This is a genomic window from Buttiauxella sp. A111 (assembly GCF_014189855.1).
In the GTDB taxonomy this organism is placed as follows: Bacteria; Pseudomonadota; Gammaproteobacteria; order Enterobacterales; family Enterobacteriaceae; genus Buttiauxella; species Buttiauxella selenatireducens.
The window spans coordinates 292,356-313,113 of sequence record NZ_BJFN01000003.1; the positions used below are offsets into that span (position 1 = coordinate 292,356).

The window sequence follows — 20,758 nt, forward strand, 5'->3', positions numbered from 1 at the left end:
TATACCCGGTGTGAAACGCCCCGTGCTGACGTTACACTCATTCTCTTTCGCATTATAAAGAACAGGAAAATATCGTGTTGCAGATGCTATTAGCCGTGTTTATTGGCGGCGGAACGGGGAGCGTTGCGCGCTGGTTGCTCAGTATGAAACTCAACCCCGTGCATGGTGCCATTCCTATGGGGACGTTGACTGCAAACCTGGTGGGCGCGTTTATTATCGGTCTGGGTCTGGCGCTGTTCACCAAAATGACACATCTTGATCCCGTCTGGAAATTGCTGATAACCACCGGTTTTTGCGGCGGCCTGACAACGTTTTCGACCTTTTCGGCAGAAGTCGTGTTCCTGCTTCAGGATGGGCGCCTGGCATGGGCTGGATTAAACATGCTATTGAACCTCGCAGGCTCACTGATTATGACCGCCATCGCATTTTGGTTAGTTTCTTCGGCATACGGCCACTGATCCGCAACGCGTTAAGGTTAGCTTAATTTTTGTCTGCCACTCTGTTTGAAAAATCGCGTGAGACAAAACGATGAAAGAACGTGTTGCTGGGTGGACAGCGGTGCTGGTAAGCACGCTGATTGTGGTGTGCTTCGTGAAAATTTACTTATTTTCCTGAATTTAAAGCAAAAAAAACCCGCCTTGGCGGGTTTTTATATTCTACTGGTAATGACTTAGATAGGCATTACGTTTGCAGCAGATGGGCCTTTGGCACCGTTAGTGATTTCAAACTCAACGCGCTGACCTTCAGCCAGGGTTTTGAAACCATTGCTCTGGATTGCAGAGAAGTGTACGAACACGTCTTTGCTACCATCTTCCGGAGTAATGAAGCCAAAGCCTTTTGACTCGTTAAACCACTTAACGTTACCTTTAATCTTAGACATCTAAATTACCTTTACATGAAAAACGACACAAATGCTGTGTCGAACACCAGTACACCAATTGTGATGGATTTTGTCCAGCCTAGAATTGCTAAAAAGTGAGAAAATTTGCTACCTCTTTTAAAAAGTGTGCAGCAGCCCGTATTTTCAAACATCAGTAAGCAAACATCTCGGTTTGGATTGATTCCGGCTTGTGCAGAAAATCAGAATTGGAAGCGTAGCCAGGCGAAGTAAACGTTACCGTTGTTGTAAGTTCCGGGGATATAGGTCATCTGGAAGGTCGCCGGGCCATATCCGACCGATGCTAAAGGCAAAATTACCGGAATAGGTATGTAGTTCCAGTTGTCGCGCGCCGTGGCTCCCAGCGTATAACCCAGGCCGAGGTGGAAGTTGTCATCCGTTAACGGTCGCCAGATTTTTTCCCAGCCGTATCCTCCAATCGGTTCCCATTTATTAAAGGAGTCTTTAAACACCATCAGATACAAACCATGCCAGTTCCCACTGTCATCCCAGCGGGTCTGCCCAAACCCAATGCCCCACGGCCTTTCGTTATACCGATCTGTTTTTTCTTTATCGTAGGCGAAACGGGCATGCCAGGTGATTGCCGGAACATATAAGTCATAATGTTGCGGTTCATTCCAGGTTTGTGAAACATTGTCAGACAAGGTATTCCAGGCGTCACTCAATACCCCATTTTGATTAGCCATCGCAGCAGGCGCAATCATTATGGGTGAGATGAAAACAATAAACGAAAAGATAATTTTATTTGCTAGTGACACATTGATTTCCATTTCTAAATACAAAGTACAACTTAACAAATTGTATATTAACCAAACCTAAATAAGCGCCTGGTAAAATCCTAAACATGCCCTCTTTTGCTTATGATTAAGGCAAAAAAATGCCCCAGTTAAATTCGGGAAATCAGAAATGACTGGGGCAAGCTTCTCTTATTTATGTCTTTTTAGTAATACATACATCGCAGGAATCACCAGCATCGAAAGCAACGGCGCAGTGATCATGCCGCCAATCATTGGTGCAGCGATACGGCGCATGACTTCTGAACCGGTGCCATCTCCCCACATAATCGGCAGCAAACCCGCCATAATCGTCGCGACAGTCATGACTTTTGGCCTGACACGCAATACAGCACCTTCATGAAGCGCACGCATTAGCATCGGTTTTCCTCCCAACGGTTCGAGCGCTTTGTGCCTCGCAATCGCTTGATTTAAATAAAGTACCATTATTACGCCAAATTCAGCCGCCACTCCTGCTAAAGCAATAAATCCTACCGCTCCGGCAACGGATAAATTGTATCCAAGTAGATAGAGCAACCAGACTCCACCTATTAATGAGAACGGCAATGTCCCCATTATTAATAATGCATCACTCACTCGCGAAAATGTCACGTAGAGTAAGATGAATATAATTACCAGCGTAAAGGGTAAGACTATTCTTAATTTAGCGCTCGCACGTTCCAGATATTCAAATTGACCAGACCACGATAATGAAACGCTATCCGGTAATTTTACCTGTTGGTTAACCGCTCGTTGCATATCCTCCACGGCTGATTTTAAATCTCTTCCACGCAAATCAACATAAACCCAATTCGATAAACGGGCATTCTCACTTTTCAGCATCGGTGGGCCATCAGTAATGCTGATATCGGCGAGTTCAGAGAGCGTAATCTGGCTGCCATTTGCGGTGATCACTGGCATATTTTTCAGTTTTTGAACGTTATCACGAACTTCTCGAGGGTAACGAACATTGATTGAATAGCGCTCACGCCCTTCGATTGTTTCGCCAATATTTTGCCCACCAATGAGCGATGCCACCAGCGATTGCAACTCTTTGACCGACACACCATAACGCGCAGCTTTCAGCCTATCGATATTAATATCCACATAACGTCCCCCGCCAAGCCTCTCCGCGAGTGCAGACGTCACACCAGGAACCTGCTTCACCACCCGTTCAATTTGCTCAGCCACTTGTTCGATATCAGCAATATTGTTGCCATTCACTTTGATACCGACCGGGCTTTTGATACCCGTTGCCAGCATATCCAAACGGTTGCGAATCGGCGGTACCCAAACATTAGCGATGCCGGGGACTTTGACTACGCTATCAAGCTCGTTGACCAGCTTGTCCATCGTCATTCCCGAGCGCCACTGGTCGCGAGGTTTAAAACGAATGGTGGTTTCTATCATTGTTAAAGGCGCGGGGTCGGTTGCAGTATCGGCACGTCCTGCCTTACCAAACACCGTCGCCACTTCCGGAACTGTTTTGATCAGACGATCGGTTTGTTGCAGTAAACGTCCGGCCTCACGAGCTGAAATCCCCGGCAATGTGGATGGCATGTACAGCAAATCGCCTTCATCCAGCGGCGGCATGAACTCACTACCGAGGCGACTTAACGGCCACAATGTCGCCAGTAAAACGGCTCCGGCTATCACCAGCGTGGTTTTCGGGCGCGCCAGCACTTTATCCAACAGCGGTTCATAAGCGGCAATCAGCCAGCGGTTAATAGGATTGGCTTTTTCGTCAGGTATTTTCCCACGAATGAAATAGCCCATCAGAACCGGTACCAGTGTAATCCCCAGCCCCGCAGCCACGGCCATAGCGTAGGTTTTGGTGAATGCCAGCGGTGAGAACATCCGCCCTTCCTGCGCTTCAAGGGAAAACACCGGAATAAATGACAACGTGATGATCAATAAACTACAGAACAACGCAGGCCCGACTTCAACGGCTGCTTGTTCCGAAATGCGCCAATAGTCGGCACTCGTGGGCTGTTTGTCTGGATTGTCATGCCGCCATTGTTCCAACACTTTGTGCATGTTTTCGATCATCACAATGGCCGCGTCGACCATCGCACCAATCGCAATCGCAATCCCGCCCAACGACATAATATTGGCGTTCACCCCCTGGTAGTGCATCACAATAAATGCACCCAAAATCCCCAGAGGCAAGGTGATCATCGCCACCAGCGCCGAACGGAAATGGAACAAGAACAGCGCGCAGATCAGTGCCACGACGATGAACTCTTCCAGCAACTTATGGGAAAGCGTTTCTATCGCATTTTCAATGAGGTGTGAACGATCATAGACCGGAACAATTTCTATACCCGCCGGCAAACTCTTTTGAATTTGCTGAAGCTTCGCCTTCACCGCATTAATGGTATCCAGCGCATTTTTCCCGTACCGCATGACGATAATGCCGCCTGCGACCTCGCCTTCCCCGTTAAACTCAGCCACCCCACGGCGAATTTCTGGCCCCATCCGCAGCGTCGCGACATCGCTGAGCATTATCGGAACACCTTCTCGCGTGGCGATAACCACCTGCTTAAAGTCATTGAGACTTTTCAGGTAACCGGCGGTGCGCACCATGTATTCGGCCTCACCCATTTCGATAACCGAGCCGCCACCTTCCTGGTTTGCGCTCTGTACCGCATTGATGACCTGTTCATGGGTTATATTCAGCGCACGCATACGTTGTGGATCGAGCACAATTTGATACTGCCGCACCATGCCGCCAACACTCGCGACTTCCGAAACGTTTGGTACCGTTTTGAGCTCAAACTTTAGCGTCCAGTCTTGCAGCGCACGCAAATCCGCAAGGCTGTGTTTGCCCGTTCTGTCCACCAGCGCGTACTCATACACCCAGCCAACACCAGTCGCATCTGGCCCCAGCGAAGCTTTGGCCTCCGCAGGAAGTTGTGACTGAACCTGGCTTAAATATTCAAGAACCCGCGAACGCGCCCAGTACGGATCCGTGCCATCTTCAAACAAAATGTAGACATAGGCATCGCCGAACATCGAAAAGCCGCGCACGGTTTTCGCCCCCGGCACTGAAAGCATAGTGGTGGTGAGTGGATAAGTGACTTGATCTTCAACTACCTGTGGCGCTTTGCCCGGGTAGTTGATACGAATGATCACCTGCACATCCGAGAGATCCGGCAACGCATCCAACGGCGCACGCTGAAGTGACCAAATCCCCCATGCCGCCATCATGATTGCCGCCAACAGCACCAGCAGCCGATTTTTAAGAGACCAGCGAATTACAGCGGCAATCATTTCATCGCCCCCGTCATTGGCATCAGGTGAGTAATCACCGCACCGTGTTCGTCATCCAGGGTAAAGCTAAACATCACACTGTCCCCCACTTTAACGCTTTGCGCGTCGGCCGAGGACGTCAGTGCGAAATCCATAGTCATCGCGCCCCATTTGAGTGCCGCAATCGGCTTGTGGGAAAGCGTAATCGTGTCATCCGTTATCTCTTTCACTACGGCTTCGCCCTGATATTGAACCGTGGTGGTGGCGGTTTTTTCCTGTGGAAGCGCGCTACGAAGGCTTGCCTCCGAATCAATCAGGAATTGGCCAGACGTGACGACTTTATCGCCCTCTTTCAATCCTTGTTTAATCTCCACCCACCCGTTTTGAGCCCCACCGACCACGACATTGACAGGGTTAAAATGCCCGTCATCCTGAGTGACTAAAACCCGGCTGGCACTACCGGTTTCAATTAATGCTTCTTCTGGAATAGCCAGCACTGGCGGCAGATTGAGCGGGTTCGCCAGTTTCACCTTGAGGTACATTCCCGGCTTGAGTTTCATTTGTGGGTTTTCCAGCACGACACGGGCTTTCAGGGTTCGGGTGGAGGTTTCCATATTTGGCAGCAATTCACTGACGCGCCCGAGGAAAGCTTCACCCGGCCAGTTATCGCTCGATGCCACAATCTCACTTCCTGGCTGCAGCACTTGCGCCTGAGATTGCGGGTAATCGATAACAATCCAGACTTTCTCGAGGCTGGCAATTTCAAACAATGGTGCGGTTGCCACGACCTGCGCACCTTCGCGCGTCTCCAGTTTATTTATATAGCCAGCCTGTTTGGCTCTGACTGTCACGCGCGTTTGAGGTTTACCACTGCGCTCAACCTGGCGAATGATTTCAGCGGGCATGAACTGGAGTTGTAGCCGTTCACGTGCAGCGCTGGTTAACGCACTGTCTCCCAAACGACGCACGGCGAGATATTCTTGCTGCGCTGCCGTCCATTCAGGGATCCAGAGTTGTGCCAGCGGCTCGCCCGCTTTTACAAATTGTTGTGGCGCATTAACAAACAACTTCTCCACCACGCCGCTGGCACTGGCGGGGATAATCTGCACGCTGCGTTCATCGGTTGAGATGGTAGCAAAAGCATCAAATTGATAATTGAGGGCTTTTTTCTCTACTACTGCCGTTTTTATCCCCAGATTTTGCTGCTGACGAGCGCTGACCGTCACTCCGCCATCTTCGGTGGTTTCATCGGCATAACGAGGGACGAGATCCATATCCATAAACGGTGATTTACCCGGTTTGTCGAAACGCTGGCCTGGCGTCATCGGGTCATACCAATAGAGAACCTTTCGTTCCGACTGAGCTGTCGGCGTCGTAGTGATGGAGCTCTGTTTACCCGCGTAATATCCCACGCCAAGGGCTGCGGCGACCGCAAGGGCTAATAACGAAATTTGCGTGATGGTTTTCATGATGGGTTGTTTTCCTGTGGCGTCAGGTAGCGTATAGCGGCCCAGGTTTCAGCCACGGTTTTTTCAGCGTTATGCGCGTTCAGTTCGGTATCCAGCAACGTGCGGCGGGCATTGAGTAAGTCAGAGAGGGTCGATTGTCCGGAACGATATTGCGCTTCAATCAGTGACAAACGCTGGCGCTGCAAAGGCAAAATCTGGTCCTGTTGGCGCAACCAGAGCGTTTGCGCAGCCTGGTACTGCGCCACTAATGTGCGAACCAGAGCAACACGTTCCCGGTTCGCGATGGCGAGTTGGTCGTTGGCTTCCATTGAACGGGACATATCCGCCGCCAGGTCTTTGTCCTGGCGCTGTGATTTGAATAGCGGCATGTCCACGGTAAACATCACGCCCGCCATGTCATCGTAATCATCCGCACGATGGGCGTAATACACCTCAACGCCGACATTCGGTTTTGCCGCCACAGCCGATTGCGCCGAACGCGCTTTAGCAACATCCGCCTCACGCGCAGCCTCAATCACTTCCGGATGCTGGCTGACACCTTGCTCCAGTACCGCAGGGTCAGCAGGCAAACGTTGGTAGCGCGGCAAATTACCGCTGACCGAGTCAATATTTTCGCCTGTCAGTCGCAGCAAACGTGTCTGCGCCAGAACAACATCGCGCTGCGCGAGCGTCACTTTGTCCTGCATGTCTAAAAGCGTCATGCGGATATCCACCACGCTTGATGCAGGAGTGCTGCCGCTGGCCACCGTCGCCTTCTGCACGGCGACCTGGCGTTCGGTTTCGGCCACCAGTTTCTGTGCCGTCGCCAGCACTTTTTCTGATAACGCCAGATCCAACCAGGCCTGCGCGGTCGTTCGAAGCAACTCCGCTCGAATGACTTCCGCTTTCGCCGCACTACTGGCTGATTGCGCCAGAATAGTTTCAGCTTTACGGTCGCGTTTTTCCTCGCTGACGTAATCCTGCATGATGCCAATACGCTGCATGGTCATGCCTTCACGGGTAAATCGATGGCTGTTGTTGCCCTCAATCGGGACGTTTTCAATACCAAATTTCAATTTAGGATCGGGTAACTCGCGGGCAGAATCGGCCATAGCACTCAGCGCATTGCTCTGATTGCGGTTGGCGGAAAGTTCTGCTGAATAGTGCTCAGCGGCGGCCAGGGTCTGTTGCAGGCTGAACTCTGCCGCATTTGCAGCGAAGACAGGCACAGCAAGCAGCACCCCACCGAGCCATAAGCTCAGGGAATGTTGTCTCATCATTTCCCCCGTTATTTAGTCGGGGTAACTGAGGCGAGTTGGTAACCTTCAGCCTGTTGGCTGAAAGTGAAGTCCACCGCGTCACCGGCTTTAACCACGGGCAATGATCCGCTTTCAGGCAGGCTGAACGTCATCGTCATGGCGGGCCAGTTAAGGGCAGTGATAGGTTTGTGGGCAATAGAAATGGAATTGGCAGTGGTTTTCTTCACGACGCCCTGGCCATGATAAATTTCAGCCGACATGTGATTTTCCATGGGCATGGACATCGCCATGTCATGGGACATTTCGGTCGACGCAGCATGAGCCACAGTGATGAAAGCAAATACGGACAGCGCGACGGCTGAAAGAGAACGAGCAGAAAAAATAGACATAAAAATCTCCAGAACTTGAGTCAAAGGACGGCGAGACGCCGGTATGCCCTAAATCGAAAAGGCATGAACCAAGACAGTGCTGGAGTTATTCTCTAAAACGACAAAACCGAATCGTGGCGGGAGGGCCGGTTGCAGGAGGTGTTATTAAGGCAACGGACGATACCGTTTCATTACATTCAGGAACCACTAAAGCCAGAGTATTTGCCGTCGGCAAAGCAGCCAAAGAAGTGTGGCCGTTATCCTTTTGCATCACGTCAGGAATACAGTGTTTCTCACACAACATTCCTTTCGTTTTCGCCAAATCTCGTGTGCTGTTCATCAGCATATGATCGCTATGCTGAATGGAAAGTGCCTGCAAACTGATGTTTACCGGGCAGTCATGCGATGCCACTGCGACCTGGCTGTTGACAAACAGCCAGCCGAACGCCATCAGCAGCATCAAAAGATGCTTTCTGAAAAAGCGCAAACGGCTTGTCGACCAGAAAGTGGATTGCAAAATAGTGGCCTCAAATAAACGAGGCGCCAGTATAAGCATCAGGCCTTTCTATTTTGAAGAGATTTTTAATGGCTTTACATTTACACACAGGCAATGAATTAACAATTACGTAATATATTTTTAATTAAATAGCCTCCAAATGGTTATTAATAGAACGATCAACTGTGTAAATAAATAACGCATATCAATAAGTAAATGTCATAATTGCAACACTGCCTACAAAAGTATGATGGCAGTCTCACGAAGCTTGCTAAATTTGATGCTTATCAGATATTGCCGCCTGTGAATCAGGCAGATTGACACCGCTTTCGCAGACGGCTTTATACCCATCATACTTCAAGCTGCTTATGCGTTGGCTGCATCAGCTCACCCCAGTCACTTACTTGAGTAAGCTCCAGGGGATTCACTGCTTTGCCGCCTTCAAGCAACTTGAATTATTTTGGGTATATAACCGTTATTTTTTATTTTTCTGGCATGGCGTTACGTTCAGGTGCGGCCAACAGATGCCGAGTACCAAACGCAACAGGGGGCTTTAATGCTGACAACGATTGAATTACTTATTGGGGTTGTAGTGATTGTTGGTGTAGCTCGCTACATCATCAAAGGCTACTCCGCCACCGGCGTATTATTCGTCGGCGGCTTAACGTTACTGATTATTAGTGCCCTGATGGGTCACAAAGTATTACCAGGCAGTGCTGAAAGCACCGGTTACACAGCAACCGATATTGTCGAATATGTCAAAATCCTGCTGATGAGCCGCGGTGGCGATCTCGGCATGATGATCATGATGCTGTGTGGTTTCGCCTCTTATATGACGCATATTGGCGCGAACGACATGGTCGTGAAGCTCGCGTCAAAACCGCTGAAACTCATTAACTCACCTTACATTCTGATGATTGCCGCGTATTTCGTGGCGTGCCTGATGTCACTGGCAGTCTCTTCTGCGACCGGTCTGGGTGTATTGCTGATGGCAACGTTGTTCCCGGTGATGGTGAACGTCGGTATTAGCCGTGGTGCTGCAGCTGCAATTTGTGCCTCCCCTGCTGCAATCATCTTGTCTCCGACTTCAGGTGACGTGGTGCTGGCTGCGAAAGCGGCTGAAATGACACTGGTTGATTTTGCCTTTAAAACTACCGTGCCAATTTCCATTGCGGCCATCATTGCGATGGCGATTGCCCACTTCTTCTGGCAACGCTATCTGGATAAAAAAGAGAACATCAGCCATGAAATGCTAGATGTCAGCGAAATCCAGACTACCGCGCCTTCTTTCTATGCCATTCTGCCGTTTACGCCAATTATTGGTGTGTTGATTTTCGACGGTAAATGGGGTCCACAGCTGCATATCATTACTATTTTAGTTATCTGTATTCTGATTGCGGCAATTATTGAATTCTTCCGTAGTTTCAATACGCAGAGTGTTTTCTCCGGGCTGGAGGTTTGTTACCGCGGTATGGCTGATGCCTTCGCAAACGTGGTGATGCTGTTGGTGGCAGCGGGCGTGTTCGCTCAGGGCCTGAGCACCATCGGCTTTATCCAGAGCCTGATTTCCATTGCGACATCATTTGGCTCCGCAAGTATCATTCTGATGCTGGTGTTGGTCGTGCTCACGATGTTGGCCGCAATGACCACCGGTTCAGGTAACGCGCCGTTCTACGCTTTTGTTGAGATGATCCCGAAACTGGCTCACTCCTCTGGCATCAACCCTGCGTACCTTGTGATTCCTATGCTGCAAGCGTCCAACCTGGGCCGTACCATTTCTCCGGTTTCCGGCGTCGTTGTAGCGGTAGCGGGTATGGCGAAAATCTCACCTTTCGAAGTGGTTAAACGGACTTCAGTACCGATTGCGGTTGGTCTGATTGTGGTGATTATCGCCACCGAGATCCTCGTACCATCCTCTGCAATCGTTGTGGGCGGCTAAACCCACTCGTCATCTAAAAGGTCGCCCGGTAAGTACGCTGTGGGCGACCTACTTTGCCATAGACAATTTCAGCCATGATGAGTTGGCAACTTGCACAAAACTCCAGGTAACGCCTGGCAGTAGTGCGACTTAGTTTTAACACCTCTGCCACCGTTTCAGCCGTATGCCGGGCTTCGGGATCGGTAAACAATAACTGCACTTTTTCGAGCGTCAGTTCATCAATCCCCACCGGTAAAACCTCTTTTTGCTCGCCACGCGCGTAAGCGTTGAACATATCGTCAATCTGCCGCTGACTGGCACTGGCGTTGCTCGCCAGCATCTGCATTCTTTGCTTGTAACGCGTCAGGGTTTGTTCAAGGCGCTCATAGGCGATAGGTTTCACCAGATAATCAAATACGCCACCACGCACAGCATCCGAAACCGTGTCCATATCGCTTGCCGCCGTGGTAAACACCACGCCGCCGGGGTAGCGACTCTGCACAAGTTCATGCAGCAATGTGATCCCTTTGCCATCGGGTAAATGGTTATCCAGTAAAATGAGATCGGGTTTAAACCGCTCAATCATCATTCTTGTTTGTACCAAATTCCCTGCCAGCCACACCTGCCCACAGCCTGGCGTTTGACGAATAAACTCCGCGTGCATTTCTGCCAACGCCGTTTCATCTTCAACAATCAGAATTGTTATTGATTGAGTCATTGCTCTTTTTCACTTTCGGAATAAAAACAGAAAATAAAGAACCACTGGGCTCATTGTCTTCCAGGGTAATTACCCCGCCACAGCGAGTGACATAACTGGCAATCAGATACAATCCAATGCCATGTGCATCCTTGTTCTCGGTTTTGGTACTGACACCTTGTTCAAAAATAACTTCACGTAACGCCTCTGGCACCCCACAACCTTGATCGGCGACTTCAATAATGACATCGGTACCTTCATCACTTAAATAGAGGTCAACAATCTTATGGTTATGGGCGCTTTTCAGGCTGGCATCGAACGCATTATCTAATAAATTGCCGACAATCGCCGAAAACTCCGCGCTATCCAGCCCATCCGGAAGCGCCAGTAAACGGCTTCCAGGTACGATATTTAATTCCAGGCCCAATTCATGCGCCCGCTGCGACTTACCAAACAACAGCCCCGCAACATGCCGATCATTAAACGAGCCACGCAGAGTGTCGATGAGTGCCTGTTGCGCCTGAGATTCTCCCTTTACCATTTCCAGCGCACGGTCATACTCCTTCATTTGCAGCAGCCCGCTGAGTGTCGACATCCAGTTCAGATGCTCGTGGCGCAACGTCCGCAGACTCTCAACATATTGTTTAATCTGCGTAAGCTGCGCATTCAATGTGCTGATTTCATCTTTACTGCGGAAGCTCACAATCGCACCTGCTGGGGATGCATGCCCGGAATGAATGACGCCTCGATTGGCAATCACACTCAATCCGTTAAATGTACACATCACATCCTGACGCGCTTCGTCGATCTTCTCGGTAAAAAATCCTGCCGGACGCACAACTTCAGCAATAGGTTTCCCCAACCACTGTCTGCCAGGGGAGCGCAAGCCAAGCATTTTACGCGCGTTACGATTAATTGCAGTGATGAGACCCGCGCTATCTACTGCAATCAGCCCTTCATATACCGATCCAAACAACGCCTCTTGTTGACGAACCACACGCGCAATTTGGCGAGGCTCCATGCCCAGCATCTGCCTGCGAATATGGGAAGCAAAAAGCCAGGACAGCAGCATCAGAATAATCAGGATAACCACGAACACGCCAGCCAATGGCAGCAGGAAATCCAGGCGCCAGCTTTCAATTCGGCTCACCAAATAACCTAGCGATACCACGCCAATCACTTTCCCGCTCTCGTCAAAAACCGGGGTTTTTGCCCGCATAGCCATGCCAATGGAGCCTTCTCCGGTAATAAAGTAGCTTTCCCCCCTTTCCAGAGCGCCGGGTTTTGTCCATTGCATGGGATAGCCAATTTTTGCCGGATTCGGGTGATAAAGGCGGATGGAATGGCTATCGCCGATTACTACATAATCAAAATCCGAACCGGTAGAGATTTTACCCACGATCGCGGCCAGACGCTGGCTGTCTCTATTTTTAACCGCAACGATCAGGCTGTCATTTGACGCGATAATCCGCGCCTGGTTCATGGCCATATCACGAACGTGATTAAACAGATAATCTTCAAAACTGGCGGATAAATACTTACCTAAAGCGGCAATCAATAAAGTCGACACCAGCAAAAGCAGCAAGAAAATTCTTAATGGAAAGGCAATCTGATGAAAAAACCGCATTACGCTAACCCTTTCCTTTCCATGCATCCCCCGATCCTTATTTAAGCATCGAAATGAATACCGTGGATTTAGCCAAATGTAATAAATTTGTATCTAAAACAGGGTGGAAAAATAAAATTAATCGTCACAGATTTAGAACATTAAATCAATTAAACAAATAAAAACCACGTCACAAATCGCAAAGAAACTAATTAAACAAATAAAAACCATTAAGTCTATTTAAGTCACGTAACCCTTTGTGAAATAGCTCAAAACCTTCTCAACAAATACCCCTTACGATCTCCCTTGCTGTACTAAAAAAACCGAAAAGCTCAATTGAAAATAAAACGTTATAAGTTGCAACAAATAACCACAATTGTTTTCAACAAGCCTTCTCAGTATCAGGAAACCGGAATTCATGTTTGGTAATACCGTATTAGCCCAGGTTAAACGTGCCGATAATATAAAAATGGCAGCTATTACACGCTTTCTGCGTGAAAACGATCTGAGCATCGATACGACAGTAGACGTGTTTATTACCGTAACCCAAAATGATCGGCTTATCGCTTGCGGGGGGATTGCAGGGAATATCATTAAATGTGTGGCCGTCGATGAAACCGTACGCGGTGAAGGTATCGCTCTCACCCTTGCCACAGAATTAATTAACCTCGCCTATGAGCGGCAATGCCCTCACCTGTTCATTTACACCAAAACACAAAACGAAGCGCTCTTTAAGCAGTGCGGTTTTTATACCATCACCAGCGTGCCCGGCATGATGGTTTTGATGGAAAATAGCGCGACACGCCTGCAACGCTACGCCAGCTATCTCACCACATTGCGCCAGGCTGGCGATAAAATTGGCTGCATCGTGATGAACGCCAATCCATTTACTCACGGGCATCGCTATTTAATCCAAAAAGCAGCGGAGCAATGTGATTGGTTGCATGTTTTTCTGGTGAAAGAAGACACCTCACGTTTCCCTTATGAAGACCGCCTCGCACTGGTTCGTACCGGCACCGCCGATATTAAAAGACTCACCGTTCATCGCGGATCTGAGTACATCATTTCGCGTGCAACGTTTCCTTGTTATTTCATCAAAGAACAAGGCGTGCTCAACCACTGCCATACCGAAATAGACCTGAAGATTTTCCGCCAGTTTCTGGCTCCCGCTTTAGGGATAACACACCGTTTTGTCGGTACGGAACCCTGGTGCGCCGTCACCGCCGCATACAACGAAGATATGCGCCACTGGCTACAAACCCCCTCACTGCCTGTTCCACCCATTGAGCTGGTTGAAATTGAGCGCCTGCAATATCACGGCATGGCGATTTCCGCCTCCTGGGTGCGCAAGCTGCTGGTGAAAAAAGACTTTTCGTCGATCGACAAACTTGTTCCCGAAGTGACGCGCGACTACCTGGAAAGCATGTTCGTCGCTCGCCCTGCCCACTCCGTTACCGGGCAACTTGAATCCACATTAACAGGTGAAAAATGAAAATTACGCATGCAGCCGTCGCCGGCACCCTGGAATCAGGCGATGTGATGATCCGAATCGCCCCACTAGAGAATCAGGAAATAGACCTGCAAATCAGCAGTAACGTTGAAAAACAGTTTGGCGAAGCCATTCGCGCCACCGTGCTGGAAATCCTCCATCGCCATCATATTCAGGGAGTTCAGTTGATTCTGGATGACAAAGGTGCGCTGGACTGTATTCTCCGCGCCCGCCTGGAAACCCTGTTGGTGCGCGCAAGTGATGTAAACAGCCTGCCATGGGAGGAAAAAGCATGACTCCTGAACAAAAAAACCGCACCCGCCGCAGCATGCTATTTGTTCCGGGCGCCAACGCAGCAATGGTGAGCAACGCCTTTATTTATCAGGCTGATGCTCTGATGTTCGACCTTGAAGACTCGGTCATCCTGCGGGAAAAAGATGCGGCGCGTCGCCTGGTTTACCACGCACTTCAACATCCGCTTTATCAGGACGTGGAAACCATCGTGCGCGTGAATCCGCTCGATTCTGAATATGGCGTAGCCGATTTGGAAGCGGTTGTACGCGGCGGTGCGAATATCGTACGGCTGCCAAAAACAGATACGGCACAAGACGTTATCGACATCGAAAGCGAAATCGTGCGAATTGAAGCCGAATGTGGCCGTGAACGGGGTAGTACCGGATTACTGGCGGCAATCGAATCACCAATGGGCATTACTCAAGCGGTTGCCATTGCGCATTCATCATCACGCTTAATCGGTATCGCGTTGGGCGCGGAAGACTACGTCCGTAACTTGCGCACAGAGCGTTCTCCTGAAGGTACTGAGCTGCTATTCGCCCGTTGTTCCATCCTGCAAGCTGCGCGTTCCGCAGGCATTCAGGCCTTCGACACCGTCTATTCCGACGCCAATAACGAAGCCGGTTTCCTGCACGAAACGGCGCACATAAAACAGCTTGGCTTTGATGGCAAATCGCTTATCAACCCCCGCCAGATTGAGTTGCTGCACAACCTCTACGCCCCGACTCAAAAAGAAGTCGACCATGCAAACGCGGTTGTCGAAGCCGCCGAGGCGTCTGCACGAGAAGGTCGCGGCGTGGTCTCTCTGAACGGAAAAATGGTCGACAGCCCGGTTATCGAACGTGCTCGTCTGGTGTTGTCTCGCGCCGCACTTTCCGGCATTCGTGAAGAATAAGGCTAAAAAATGACTCAGAAACAGCAACGCATTGCCGCCTGGGCTCAACGCAGTGAAAGCGAACTGCCCGCTTATAAAAACACCTCAAAACTGAATTTACAGGCGCAAAAGCCGCGTAATAAAAAATTATGTACTTCGCTTGAGGAAGCGATTCGTCGTTCCGGCTTACACGACGGCATGACCATCTCTTTCCACCATGCCTTTCGTGGGGGCGATCTGACGCTCAATACTGTCATGGCAACCCTCGCCAGTATGGGTTTCAAAAATCTGACGCTGGCGTCAAGTTCACTGAGCGACTGCCACGCACCATTGGTCGAACACATTCGCAATAACGTCGTATCGCGCATTTACACCTCCGGTTTGCGCGGCCCGCTGGCCGAAGAAATCTCGCGCGGTTTGTTGCCAGAACCAGTGCAAATCCACTCGCATGGCGGACGCGTTCATCTGGTTAACAGTGGCGAGCTAAAAATTGACGTTGCCTTCCTTGGCGTGCCGTCTTGTGACGAATTTGGCAATGCCAATGGCTACACGGGCAAAGCCTGCTGTGGCTCGCTGGGTTATGCCAAAGTCGATGCCGAAAACGCCCGCCAGGTGGTATTGCTGACTGAAGCCTTGCTGCCCTATCCGCATAATCCGGCCAGCATTATGCAAGATCAGGTCGATTTCATTGTGCAAGTTGAGCAGGTTGGCGATGCCGATAAAATCGGAGCCGATGCCACGCGCATGACATCAAATCCCCGCGAGTTATTAATCGCCCGCAGTGCCGCCGACGTCGTGGTTAACTCGGGTTATTTCAAACAAGGTTTCTCCCTGCAAACCGGCACCGGCGGTGCCTCACTTGCGGTGACGCGTTTTCTGGAAGACAAAATGCGCAGCCGCAATATTCAGGCAGGTTTTGCCCTCGGCGGTATCACCGCAACGATTGTCGATTTGCATGAAAAAGGGCTCATCAAAAAACTCCTCGATGTGCAGAGCTTTGACCGCAGCGCTGCGCAGTCGCTGGCTCGCAATCCCAATCACATTGAAATCAGTGCCAACCAGTACGCCAACTGGGGTTCAAAAGGTGCTTCCGTCGACCGTCTTGACGTGGTGGTACTGAGCGCGCTGGAAGTCGACACGCAATTCAACGTCAACGTGCTCACCGGTTCTGACGGCGTGTTGCGCGGAGCATCTGGCGGCCATTGCGATACCGCCGTCGCTGCAGCGCTTTCAATCATCGTTGCACCACTGGTTCGCGGCCGTATTCCTACGTTGGTTGACGAAGTAACGACCTGCGTTACGCCGGGTTCAAGCGTGGATATTTTGGTTACCGATCATGGTATTGCCGTCAATCCTGCACGCCCTGAATTGGCTGAACGCCTCAAAGAGGCGGGGATGAAAATCGTCTCCATCGAATGGTTGCGTGAACGTGCGGAAATATTAACCGGCCAGCCCCGCGCCATCGAGTTTACCGATCGCGTGGTCGCAGTGGTGCGTTACCGCGATGGGTCAGTGATTGATGTCGTTCGTCAGGTGAAGGAGTGAATCATGCCGATGTATATCTCCAACGCCACTCACGCCGTCGTCAATTTGCCGGAGTTGCTGGCCTCCCGTGAAGCCAGGCAAACCCGGCAGCAGGAATGGCTCAATCAGTACGCCGCAACGCTCATCTCCCTGACGGTGGTGGCACCCGGTCCGGTAAAAGACAGCGTTCTGACCCGGCGCATTTTTAATTACGCGCTAAGGGCAATACGGCAACTTGCAGAAAACTCTGGCTGGGAAATCAAGAGACAGCGCTGCTTATCACCCACAACGGGGCCGGAAGCGTTACTGGCCATCAACGCACCGGCGAATCTGGTCAAGCAGGCAGCCATTGAACTTGAACAACAGCATGTGCTGGGCCGCCTGTGGGATATCGATGTCCTCACGCCACAAGGGAAGATCCTGTCGCGCAGTGATTTTTCGCTTCCCGCACGCCGCTGCTTAGTGTGCCCGCAAACCGCTGCGGTATGCGCAAGGGAACGCGCGCATCCACAGGCGGAATTGCTCAATCGAATGGAGGCATTGCTGCATGATGCAGATAGCTCAGCCTCACGTTGATTGCGACGGGGTTCCAGAAGAAATCGTCGCTCATTACAGCGAACTCGCGTTCCGCGCGTTATTGGTGGAGGTGAATTTAACGCCAAAGCCCGGCCTGGTCGACAGGCATAACTGCGGTGCGCACAAAGATATGGCGCTGGAAGATTTTTATCGCAGTGCCAATGCCATTCGCCTGTTTTTGCCGCGCTTTATTCAAATGGGTGCGGCGATGGCATCACGCCCTGAATGCGAAACCCTTAAAAATTTGCGCCCCATCGGCATCGAATGTGAAGCCGCTATGTTCCGCGCAACGGCTGGCGTAAACACGCACAAAGGCAGCATTTTTTCACTCGGATTACTGTGTGCCGCAATAGGGCGTTTACATCAGCAACAGCGTGCCACAACGCCTGTGGCGATTTGTGAAACCGTTGCGGCCTTTTGCCATGGGATAACCCGACGAGAGCTTCAGCAAAACAACCTTCAAGAGACCGCCGGACAACGGCTTTTCCGACAATCCGGGCTAACCGGGGCTCGCGGGGAAGCCGAAGCAGGTTATCCGTTGGTGTTAACTCGTGCGCTGCCGCATTACCACTCGAAACTGGCCCAGGGAACCACTCCTGAACTGGCCTTGCTCGACACGCTACTGGTGTTGATGGCGCACAACGGCGATACCAACGTTGCTTCACGCGGAGGCAGCGCTGGCCTGAGCTGGCTGCAACAGCGTGCCCACATGCTGCTACGCAACGGCGGTATCCAGCAGCCTGAAGACCTGGATCATTTGTACGATTTCGACGCCGCCTGCATAACGCGCAATTTAAGTCCTGGAGGCAGCGCCGACCTGCTGATCATTACCTGGTTTTTAGCCCAAATCTCGCCCTACACACCTTAATTATCAATCATAAAAATGTCTTACTGGAGAATCAGTTATGTCTGTTTCAAAAGATAAAATATGGAAATTGCTGGCCCCGTTGCTGGTGATGGCAGTGATGCTGCTCATCCCAGTCCCTGACGGCATGCCACCGCAGGCATGGCACTATTTTGCGGTATTTGTCGCGATGATCGTCGGGATGATCCTCGAGCCCATTCCAGCCACCGCCATCAGTTTTATCGCGGTGACCATCTGCGTTATCGGCAGTGATTATCTGCTGTTCGATGCAAAAGAGTTAGCCGACCCGGCTTTCGACTCAGGAAAACAAGCCCTGAAATGGGGGCTTGCGGGCTTCTCCAGCACCACCGTTTGGCTAGTGTTCGGCGCGTTTATCTTTGCACTGGGATATGAAGTCACCGGGCTTGGCCGCCGTATCGCGTTATTCATGGTGAAATTCATGGGTAAACGCACGCTGACGCTGGGTTACGCGATTGTCATCATTGATATTCTGCTCGCCCCGTTTACGCCGTCAAATACCGCGCGTACCGGCGGCACCGTGTTCCCGGTAATCAAAAACCTGCCGCCGCTGTTCCAGTCTTTCCCTAACGATCCTTCGTCCAAGCGTATCGGCGGTTACCTGATGTGGATGATGGTGATAAGTACCAGCCTCAGCTCGTCGATGTTTATCACCGGTGCCGCGCCCAACGTATTGGGGCTGGAGTTTGTCAACAAAATTGCTGGCATTCAGATTAGCTGGATGCAATGGTTCCTGAGCTTCCTGCCGGTCGGGATTATTTTGCTTATAGTGGCTCCGTGGCTCTCTTATGTCCTCTACAAACCAGAGGTCACGCACAGTGAAGAAGTTTCAGGCTGGGCGAAAGATGCGCTGCAAGAGATGGGCAGCCTCACGCGCAAAGAGATAACGCTGATTTGCCTGGTACTGCTGAGTCTTGGGCTGTGGGTTTTTGGCGGTGAAATGATTGATGCGACTGCGGTTGGTCTGCTGGCGGTCTCCCTGATGCTGGCGCTGCACGTCGTGCCCTGGAAAGACATCACCAAATACAACAGCGCATGGAACACATTAGTTAATCTCGCCACTCTGGTTGTAATGGCAAGCGGTCTTACCCGCTCCGGTTTTATCGACTGGTTTGCCAATACCATGAGCTCCCACCTGGAAGGTTTTTCGCCGAACACCACGGTTATCGTGCTGGTACTGGTGTTCTACTTCGCGCACTACCTGTTTGCCAGCCTGTCCGCGCACACCGCCACCATGCTTCCCGTCATCCTGGCCGTGGGGAAAGGTATTCCGGGCGTGCCCATGGAACACCTGTGCATTCTGCTGGTTCTTTCTATCGGTATCATGGGCTGCCTGACACCTTACGCAACGGGTCCTGGGGTCATTATTTATGGCTGCGGCTACGTAAAATCGAAAGACTACTGGCGCCTGGGTGCAATTTTCGGCGTGATTTTTATCACCATGCTGCTGTGCGTTGGCTGGCCGATTCTGGCGCTGTGGAGTTGATGGATAGAAATGCTGAATACAAGCGCCTCGCGAGGCGCTTTTTTTATGTTTAAATAAGGAATCATCATCTAACAGAATGAGTAAGGCATGAAATTTATCTGCCAAACCACGCTACTTACCCTCGCGTGCGCCGCCAGTTTCCACTCCATGGCTGAAGATCTGCAACCTAAACAATATGGCGATTTCGATCGTTATGTATTGGCGCTTTCATGGCAAACCGGCTTTTGCCAGAGCATGCATGAGCGCAATCGTGACGAACCAACTGAATGCAAAATCCAGCAGGAACAAAATGATAAACGCGCATTTTTGACAGTGCATGGGCTGTGGCCGGGATTGCCAAAATCCGTCGCATCACGCGGTGTGGATGAAAAACGCTGGATGCGTTACGGCTGCTCAACCCGCCCAGTGCCAAACATGGCGGAAGTTCGCGGTTCACAAAAGTGCCAGGCACCAGCACCTGAATTATCCCCCGACATCGCCAGTAAACTCGCCGGCGTCATGCCTGGAGCAGGCGGGAAATCGTGTCTGGATCGTTATGAATTTGCCAAGCATGGTGCCTGTTTCGGCTTTAACCCCAATGCGTATTTCGGCACTATGGTGCGCCTGAATAGTGAATTCAAGCAAAGCGCTTTCGGAACCTTCCTCGCAGAAAACTACGGCAACGTCGTGACGCGAAAAGCGTTCAATAAGGCGCTGGAGAAAAGCTGGGGGACAGAGGCGGTGAAGGCAGTAAAACTGACCTGTAACGGCAATCCGGCCTATCTGACAGAGATGCAAATCTCGCTTGATGCCGGGAAAATTAACGGCCCACTGAACGAAAGCGCATTTGCGGCACAAAAAAATCCTGGCAACTGCGCGAAGCAATTCCGTCTGGATGCTGTCGGGTACTAACTCCCGCTTAAATACGGAAGTCAAAA

Annotated in this window: 19 protein-coding genes; 10 read left to right on the forward strand and 9 right to left on the reverse strand. The window is 50.8% G+C overall.

What is annotated here, in order from left to right:
• Positions 1-74: 74 nt before the first annotated feature.
• Positions 75-458 carry a fluoride efflux transporter CrcB gene (crcB, locus tag BSPA111_RS10710; RefSeq protein WP_183271147.1) on the forward strand — a complete coding sequence of 128 codons (384 nt, stop codon included), beginning with the start codon at positions 75-77 and terminating at the stop codon, positions 456-458.
• Between the two features lie 212 nt (positions 459-670).
• Here crcB and cspE read toward each other — a convergent pair whose 3' ends face one another.
• The 7 genes from cspE to BSPA111_RS10745 form a co-directional block, all read right to left on the reverse strand.
• On the reverse strand, positions 671-880 hold the full coding sequence (gene cspE / locus BSPA111_RS10715) for a transcription antiterminator/RNA stability regulator CspE (RefSeq protein ID WP_004100146.1): 210 nt from the start codon (positions 878-880) through the stop codon (positions 671-673).
• Between the two features lie 200 nt (positions 881-1,080).
• A complete protein-coding gene (gene pagP, locus BSPA111_RS10720) occupies positions 1,081-1,656 on the reverse strand; it encodes a lipid IV(A) palmitoyltransferase PagP (RefSeq protein WP_373925633.1) in 576 nt (191 codons plus the stop codon).
• Positions 1,657-1,824: 168 nt separating this feature from the next.
• Entirely contained in the window at positions 1,825-4,944 is a 3,120-nt protein-coding gene (locus tag BSPA111_RS10725) for an efflux RND transporter permease subunit (protein ID WP_183271149.1), read from the reverse strand.
• On the reverse strand, positions 4,941-6,392 hold the full coding sequence (locus BSPA111_RS10730; protein WP_183271150.1) for an efflux RND transporter periplasmic adaptor subunit: 1,452 nt from the start codon (positions 6,390-6,392) through the stop codon (positions 4,941-4,943). Before BSPA111_RS10730 ends, BSPA111_RS10725 begins: the two co-directional genes overlap by 4 nt.
• Positions 6,389-7,648 carry a TolC family protein gene (locus BSPA111_RS10735; protein ID WP_183271435.1) on the reverse strand — a complete coding sequence of 420 codons (1,260 nt, stop codon included), beginning with the start codon at positions 7,646-7,648 and terminating at the stop codon, positions 6,389-6,391. Before BSPA111_RS10735 ends, BSPA111_RS10730 begins: the two co-directional genes overlap by 4 nt.
• Before the next feature lie 11 nt (positions 7,649-7,659).
• Positions 7,660-8,019 (reverse strand): copper-binding protein, encoded by a 360-nt coding sequence (locus tag BSPA111_RS10740; protein ID WP_255459259.1) that lies wholly within the window; start codon positions 8,017-8,019, stop codon positions 7,660-7,662.
• Positions 8,020-8,104: 85 nt separating this feature from the next.
• Positions 8,105-8,554, reverse strand: a complete 450-nt coding sequence (locus BSPA111_RS10745) for a DUF2946 domain-containing protein (RefSeq protein WP_255459260.1) — start codon at positions 8,552-8,554, stop codon at positions 8,105-8,107.
• A 496-nt stretch (positions 8,555-9,050) separates the two neighbouring features.
• Between BSPA111_RS10745 and dcuC the strand changes: the two genes are divergently transcribed.
• Positions 9,051-10,433: an anaerobic C4-dicarboxylate transporter DcuC gene (gene dcuC / locus BSPA111_RS10750; RefSeq protein WP_183271151.1), complete on the forward strand. Its 1,383-nt coding sequence runs from the start codon at positions 9,051-9,053 to the stop codon at positions 10,431-10,433.
• 13 nt (positions 10,434-10,446) lie between these two features.
• Here dcuC and dpiA read toward each other — a convergent pair whose 3' ends face one another.
• A complete protein-coding gene (dpiA, locus tag BSPA111_RS10755; protein ID WP_183271152.1) occupies positions 10,447-11,130 on the reverse strand; it encodes a two-component response regulator DpiA in 684 nt (227 codons plus the stop codon).
• Positions 11,099-12,763 (reverse strand): sensor histidine kinase DpiB, encoded by a 1,665-nt coding sequence (dpiB, locus tag BSPA111_RS10760; protein ID WP_183271153.1) that lies wholly within the window; start codon positions 12,761-12,763, stop codon positions 11,099-11,101. Before dpiB ends, dpiA begins: the two co-directional genes overlap by 32 nt.
• A gap of 370 nt (positions 12,764-13,133) precedes the next feature.
• On the opposite strand from dpiB, the gene citC reads away from it, so the two are divergent.
• The 8 genes from citC (at position 13,134) to rna (ending at position 20,732) form a co-directional block, all read left to right on the forward strand.
• Complete coding sequence (citC, locus tag BSPA111_RS10765; RefSeq protein WP_183271154.1) at positions 13,134-14,207, forward strand: [citrate (pro-3S)-lyase] ligase; 1,074 nt, start codon at positions 13,134-13,136, stop codon at positions 14,205-14,207.
• A complete protein-coding gene (gene citD / locus BSPA111_RS10770; protein WP_183271155.1) occupies positions 14,204-14,500 on the forward strand; it encodes a citrate lyase acyl carrier protein in 297 nt (98 codons plus the stop codon). The genes citC and citD overlap by 4 nt, the downstream gene beginning before the upstream one ends.
• Positions 14,497-15,393, forward strand: a complete 897-nt coding sequence (locus BSPA111_RS10775) for an aldolase/citrate lyase family protein (RefSeq protein ID WP_183271156.1) — start codon at positions 14,497-14,499, stop codon at positions 15,391-15,393. The genes citD and BSPA111_RS10775 overlap by 4 nt, the downstream gene beginning before the upstream one ends.
• Before the next feature lie 9 nt (positions 15,394-15,402).
• A complete protein-coding gene (citF, locus tag BSPA111_RS10780; RefSeq protein ID WP_183271157.1) occupies positions 15,403-16,917 on the forward strand; it encodes a citrate lyase subunit alpha in 1,515 nt (504 codons plus the stop codon).
• A gap of 3 nt (positions 16,918-16,920) precedes the next feature.
• Complete coding sequence (gene citX, locus BSPA111_RS10785; RefSeq protein WP_183271158.1) at positions 16,921-17,472, forward strand: citrate lyase holo-[acyl-carrier protein] synthase; 552 nt, start codon at positions 16,921-16,923, stop codon at positions 17,470-17,472.
• A complete protein-coding gene (gene citG, locus BSPA111_RS10790; RefSeq protein WP_373925634.1) occupies positions 17,444-18,340 on the forward strand; it encodes a triphosphoribosyl-dephospho-CoA synthase CitG in 897 nt (298 codons plus the stop codon). Before citX ends, citG begins: the two co-directional genes overlap by 29 nt.
• 37 nt (positions 18,341-18,377) lie before the next feature.
• Positions 18,378-19,841 carry an anion permease gene (locus tag BSPA111_RS10795; protein ID WP_183271159.1) on the forward strand — a complete coding sequence of 488 codons (1,464 nt, stop codon included), beginning with the start codon at positions 18,378-18,380 and terminating at the stop codon, positions 19,839-19,841.
• A gap of 87 nt (positions 19,842-19,928) precedes the next feature.
• Positions 19,929-20,732 (forward strand): ribonuclease I, encoded by an 804-nt coding sequence (gene rna / locus BSPA111_RS10800; RefSeq protein ID WP_183271160.1) that lies wholly within the window; start codon positions 19,929-19,931, stop codon positions 20,730-20,732.
• Positions 20,733-20,758 lie beyond the last annotated feature (26 nt).